Below are 5,057 nucleotides of genomic sequence, written 5' to 3' on the forward strand. Positions count from 1 at the left end.
CACAGTCAAGACGCTCGCGAAATTGGCGAACTACGCCGCCAAGAAATGGCCGGCCACCGGCGGGGTGGTGGATCTGCGGGATGAAGCGCGGCGCGCCCGGCTTATGGCGATCACCCCGGTGGACGAGATATGGGGCATTGGCAGGCGGCTCACCGCCAAGCTGGAGGCCCAGGGCATCAAGACGGTGGCCGACCTGGTTGCCGCTGACCCGAAGAGCCTCCGCCGCCGGTATGGCGTAGTCGTAGAGCGCACTGTGCAGGAGTTGCGGGGGATCCCCTGCGCCGAGCTGGAACAGGAGGCGCAGGCCAAGCAGCAGATCATCTGCAGCCGGAGCTTCGGAGAGCGCATCACCCAGATCGGCCCCATGCACCAGGCGCTGGCCGGCTACATGGAGCGGGCCGCCGAGAAGCTCCGGGCAGAAGGGATGTGCTGCCGCCATGTGACGCTGTTCATTCGTACCAGCCCGTTCAGCGACCGGGAGCCCTATTACGGCAACCAGGTGAGCACCAAGCTGGCGATGCCCACCAATGACACCCGGGCACTGCTGGCCCTGATCCCCCAACTACTCTCCCGCATCTGGCGCGACGAACAGCGGTACCAGAAGGGCGGCGTCATGCTGGCCGGCTTCACCCCGGTCGGCATGCAGCAGGGCGACCTGTTCGCAGCGGAGCAGCAATCACCCCGCAGCGAGGCGCTGATGCAGGTGATTGACAGGATTAATCAGGGGCGAATGGGGAAGGTCTTCTTCGCGGCCCGAGGCCGGGATACCCGGGAGTGGATGATGAAACGGGAGCAGCTCAGCCCCCGCTATACAACAAGTTTCTGCGAACTTCTCGCAGTTAAAACATAACTCATGGCCGGATAGTGAAAGCGCTTAATGCTACTTGCATAAATCCATCTTCTGGGCATAAGATCCCATCACGCACAATGTGCCGCACAATGTGCGCGGCAGGGGCAATTTTACAGAGGCATGGGAAAATGAACCAAAATGAAGAATTAATGAGGCAGCAACGACTTTCTTCACTGATCCACTGCTACTTCGGCAATGACAATGATTTCGTTGTTGATGCAATTACTGAAATGACTGGCCAAAAAGTAACTGTTCGAAGCATACAAGCATGGCTAATTTCACCAAGCAAGGTGAGCTATCGCCGAGTACCGGATTGGGCTTTAAATGGACTTGAAGAGTACGTTCAGCAACCAGGAAAAGCCGAAGAGCTGAAGGAGTACACAGAACGGTTGCGCGCTCGAAGATTACAGAAATATGACCCAGTTACCGAAATGAGAATGAACAAAGCCGTTGATTGTGCAACTCGTGAAATTGAGTTAACTGCACATGAACAGCAGAAATGGATTGATTCATTTGGCAAATCACACGGGATCATGCTATATGAGCGATTCAACAAACTGGAAAAAGACTTTTCGTCTCTATCAGTAGCATTCGGCTCGGTTCTACGAGCCATTGATCAAAGCGATGATATGAGTCAGCTGAAGGCGCTAATAGATGAATCGATCAGATCGGCTGCCCTCTCAAATTCATTCGTCAGAGAGGCACGAGAAGATATCGAGCGAGGCGTCAAAGAATTCAGCAATACCGAGGGTCTGCCAACCTGAGCCTTAAATCCCAAGGGTTGATAACGTTAGTTTAGGATTATAGAGAAGGGGGCAATAAAGCCCCCTTTAGTCACGCTGCCCGCATCTCCCGCACCTGCCGGTCCATGACCTTGGCCAGATCTGACGCCTGATGGATCACCTCATCAACGGCACGCTCTACGGCCTGCCGCATCTCCTGCCCGAACCGGCGCGCGACCATATCGGCATGGGGTACCACTCGCCCGGTGCCGTGGCACTTCGGGCAGTCATCACCCTTACGGGGGCGGATCCCGGTTCCCTTGCAATGAGGACAACGACCAGACCGCAGCATCTCGGCGACACAGTGGTCGCGTGCCAACTGCAGGATCTCGTTCCGCTCGGCCAGAAGGCGTTGGTACTCGTGGCCATTGCCGGACCGGTGGGCGCGCTTGGCCTTCTCCATCACCACGGCGGCCCGGCGGCGCTCCTTGTCATAGTGAGGGTGAGACAGCACCAAGTGCTCCAACTGCTCAGGCAGCGGGCGGCGCAGCAGGATTGCCATGGCCATACCACCGGCCTCTTCGCTGCCCAGCGTGGTGCTGAAGTGCGTCAGCAGCGAAGCCAGTGCCTGCTCGTCCCCCAGGTAGTCGGCCATGAGGAACTGGAGCCCTTGCGGGTTGCTCTTTGCGGCCACCTGCAGGGCTCCCAGAAACTCCTCTCTCCCCAGCGTGCTGGAGCGACCAGACGAGGGTTCATGTAGTGCACCTTTCGGCGAGAAAAGGCGCAGAGCCATTTCGATAGCGTGGGTCATGGTTTGGTCCTCTGGTCTGGGTCCTGATTGAAAGCGGCGAGCAGCCAGGCGCGCAACTGGCCGGATTTGATGTGTTCCGGGGTAACTTCCAACACGGTCCACCCGAGCAAGGTGGCCTCGTTCATCTTGGCCCGGTCCTCTACGAACCCCCTCCCCCGGGTGTGCCGGCCGCCGGAGTGGATCCCGCCATGGATTTCGAGGGCGAGCTTCTGCTCCTCCCAGGCGTAGTCGAAGCGCCATTTGCGCTTGGGGTGGAACAACAGCTCGGTGGCCGGGTCAGGGAAACCAACAAGCTGGGCCAGCACCTTGTCGTGCAGGGTGGTGACCTGCTGCGCCTTGCGCACCTGGTTGGCTGCCCCCCTGACCTTCGGGCGGCTACCCAGCAACCGGGCCGCATCGAGGGCAGTAAGGTGGATCATGCCGCCCTCCCGATGGTGTTCTTGCGCAGTTCAGCGACTTCCTGGGCCACCTGCTCCAGCAGGGTCTCCTCGCTGCCGTGCTCTTGTTGCCAGGAACGCGGGGCGGCGTGGAATCCTGTGGGGTAGCAGGCGCGATGATGTCGCGGGCAAAGAGGCAGCACCTGGGTGTGAGCAGAGCGCTGCGCCATCCCGGCGCCAGAGCGCACATGGTGAATTTCGGCGAGGCTCGCCCCCAGGCCAGCATTCCGGCAAGCAATACAGCCAAGCGAGCTCACATCGTCCAACCACTGCTTATCAGCCTTGGTCTTGCTCATGCAGCCCTCCCGTAAGCCGCCACCCAGTCAAAGCCGCGGCGGGATTCATCCCCGAACTTCACGCCCTGCTCAGCACCAAAAGCCTGAGCCAGCTCGATGAGGTCTCGCATCTCGCGCACGGTCATCTTGGAGGTGGACTTGCCCAGCACTACGAAGCCATTGCCGTTGATATTCGGCACAACATCCTGCTGGTACAGGGCGGCGCTGAGAACATGCTTCCAGTCCTCCTTGGCGAGCTTGCGGCCGTGCCAGTTCACCTGTTCAGCGATGTCGGTCATGACGGCCCAGAACAGAGCGTTCTGAGCCAGGCTGCGGGTCAGCTCCTTGATCTCGATGACCAGCGGCTTGTCCTGGTCAACCGGCAGGCTGGCGACCAGTTGGCTGGCCCGGGAGCGGATGTCGGGGCTTCGCAGGAAATACTTGGGGTAGCTCATGCCGCCCCCTTAATGAGATGGATTACACCGGCAAAGAGACGTTCATCTATGGCGTCCATTTCATCTTTGCGGTTTTCCGCCAGTTGCATCTTGTAAGACTTCCATGCTCCATGGGCGTGACTTTCTGAATCGAATCTACCAAGGTTAACTGGGCGACCAGATCCGTCAGAGCATCGAGCAACAAACTTCAACCGTTCTTTTGAAAAGCTGACGCCTCTCATATATGGGCCACGACTGCTACTGCAGTCATTGCAAAAGTTATTCAACCAAATCGGGATGAATACACAGGTTGAAGGCCCGTATATTTTTCCACCAGGGACTAAGAGATCCTTGTCTAGCTCACAATTGTCACTGTGATGGCGTATGAACCAGTCTCGAAATGACATGAAGCTATGCCATTCATCGGACACAATTACGCCAGCATAGGTTGGCTTTCGAGCGTGAAGCTTGTGACCATAAGCCCGATCCATCATGTTTGCCCATGTTCTGTAGGCGATGCAAAACTCTCTTCCTCCATCAACGAGAGGTTTTGTTACATAGTCTGCGTCATTAACCCCAACGCCATGCACGCGCTTACGGTAGGCAATGGAACGCTTGTTCGCAGGATAATTTTCTCGGATATGATTGGAGTGGATCACGGCTTTTGATGGGATCATGCTGCCACCGCCTTAGCCGCAATGGCTTCCGCAGTGGGGAACGGCGAGAGGCTGTAATGCCACACCTGCTTGCCGTCGATAGTCTGGTTGCTGGAGTGCTTCACCCAGCCATGGCAGCACACTTCGCGCAGGCGGGCGCTGATGGCGGCTTGGGTATCGGCTTGGCCGTAGCGGCTCCAGCACTCGCGCTCGATGTCGCGCAGGGTGCGGGCCTTGCCGTCGCTCATGATGGAAATCACGCGGCCCAACTGGGTAGCAACGGATAGATCTCGAGTATTCGATTTTGCGGTCATGGTCGGGTCCTTTTGGTCAACGGCCGGGTGGTCTAGGTCCGGCCTGAAACATGTTACGGCGCGATATACCGATTGTCACGGGTTGGCAAGCGCCTCCTTTCCAGAGTTATCCACAGCTCCATTTGCAACACCGCCTCTCAACACCAGCACTGGCGCGCCTCTCAGCCGTTCGGCCTCCTCCGCCACTTGCTCAGGCGTCGTGTCGAGCACCAGCCAATGCCCTGCCCCGCGCTGACAATCGGTATGCCCCAGCACGGCGATTTCGTCTGCCACCTCGAGCAGCACCCGCTCCCCGCACCAACCCCGAACGGGCGGATAGATCACCACCCGGCAGAATTTCGCGGCCTTGACCGCGGCGATCACGTCTTGGTTGAACATCCCTAAATCCTCCCTGTGATGGTGTAACCGCGCTGGCGGCGTTCGGTGAGTATCCTGTCCAGCTCAACCTGCACCGCCTCACTCGTCACGTCGCCGTCACGCTGCAGCACGATCACGGTCGCCTCCATCTCGCACGCCCTGATGGAGATCGCCAGCCTTGGCTCCCGGGCTGGCGCAGCC

General features: G+C 58.6%; 9 protein-coding genes. 2 read left to right on the forward strand and 7 right to left on the reverse strand.

Going from position 1 to position 5,057, the window contains the following annotated elements; genetic code table 11:
- Both AACR77_RS08425 and AACR77_RS08430 read left to right on the forward strand, forming a co-directional pair.
- Positions 1-850, forward strand: an 850-nt coding sequence (locus tag AACR77_RS08425) for a DinB/UmuC family translesion DNA polymerase (RefSeq protein ID WP_042878142.1), incomplete at its 5' end; no start/stop codon positions are given.
- Between the two features lie 128 nt (positions 851-978).
- Complete coding sequence (locus tag AACR77_RS08430) at positions 979-1,614, forward strand: hypothetical protein (RefSeq protein WP_162513463.1); 636 nt, start codon at positions 979-981, stop codon at positions 1,612-1,614.
- A gap of 70 nt (positions 1,615-1,684) precedes the next feature.
- Here AACR77_RS08430 and AACR77_RS08435 read toward each other — a convergent pair whose 3' ends face one another.
- The 7 genes from AACR77_RS08435 to AACR77_RS08465 all read right to left on the reverse strand — a co-directional run bounded on the left by AACR77_RS08435 (position 1,685) and on the right by AACR77_RS08465 (position 4,877).
- Entirely contained in the window at positions 1,685-2,383 is a 699-nt protein-coding gene (locus tag AACR77_RS08435) for a TIGR02642 family protein (RefSeq protein WP_042878146.1), read from the reverse strand.
- On the reverse strand, positions 2,380-2,802 hold the full coding sequence (locus tag AACR77_RS08440) for a hypothetical protein (RefSeq protein ID WP_042878148.1): 423 nt from the start codon (positions 2,800-2,802) through the stop codon (positions 2,380-2,382). Before AACR77_RS08440 ends, AACR77_RS08435 begins: the two co-directional genes overlap by 4 nt.
- Positions 2,799-3,116: a Ref family recombination enhancement nuclease gene (locus AACR77_RS08445; RefSeq protein ID WP_042878149.1), complete on the reverse strand. Its 318-nt coding sequence runs from the start codon at positions 3,114-3,116 to the stop codon at positions 2,799-2,801. The genes AACR77_RS08440 and AACR77_RS08445 overlap by 4 nt, the downstream gene beginning before the upstream one ends.
- Positions 3,113-3,550: a recombination protein NinB gene (locus AACR77_RS08450; RefSeq protein WP_052224731.1), complete on the reverse strand. Its 438-nt coding sequence runs from the start codon at positions 3,548-3,550 to the stop codon at positions 3,113-3,115. Before AACR77_RS08450 ends, AACR77_RS08445 begins: the two co-directional genes overlap by 4 nt.
- On the reverse strand, positions 3,547-4,206 hold the full coding sequence (locus AACR77_RS08455; protein ID WP_139739385.1) for a hypothetical protein: 660 nt from the start codon (positions 4,204-4,206) through the stop codon (positions 3,547-3,549). The genes AACR77_RS08450 and AACR77_RS08455 overlap by 4 nt, the downstream gene beginning before the upstream one ends.
- Entirely contained in the window at positions 4,203-4,499 is a 297-nt protein-coding gene (locus tag AACR77_RS08460) for a hypothetical protein (RefSeq protein ID WP_052224732.1), read from the reverse strand. The genes AACR77_RS08455 and AACR77_RS08460 overlap by 4 nt, the downstream gene beginning before the upstream one ends.
- A gap of 75 nt (positions 4,500-4,574) precedes the next feature.
- Positions 4,575-4,877, reverse strand: coding sequence for a hypothetical protein (locus AACR77_RS08465; protein WP_042878151.1), 303 nt, complete (start codon positions 4,875-4,877; stop codon positions 4,575-4,577).
- Between the last annotated feature and the right edge of the window lie 180 nt (positions 4,878-5,057).

This window comes from Aeromonas sp. ZOR0002 (assembly GCF_963866995.1).
In the GTDB taxonomy this organism is placed as follows: domain Bacteria; phylum Pseudomonadota; class Gammaproteobacteria; order Enterobacterales; family Aeromonadaceae; genus Aeromonas; species Aeromonas caviae.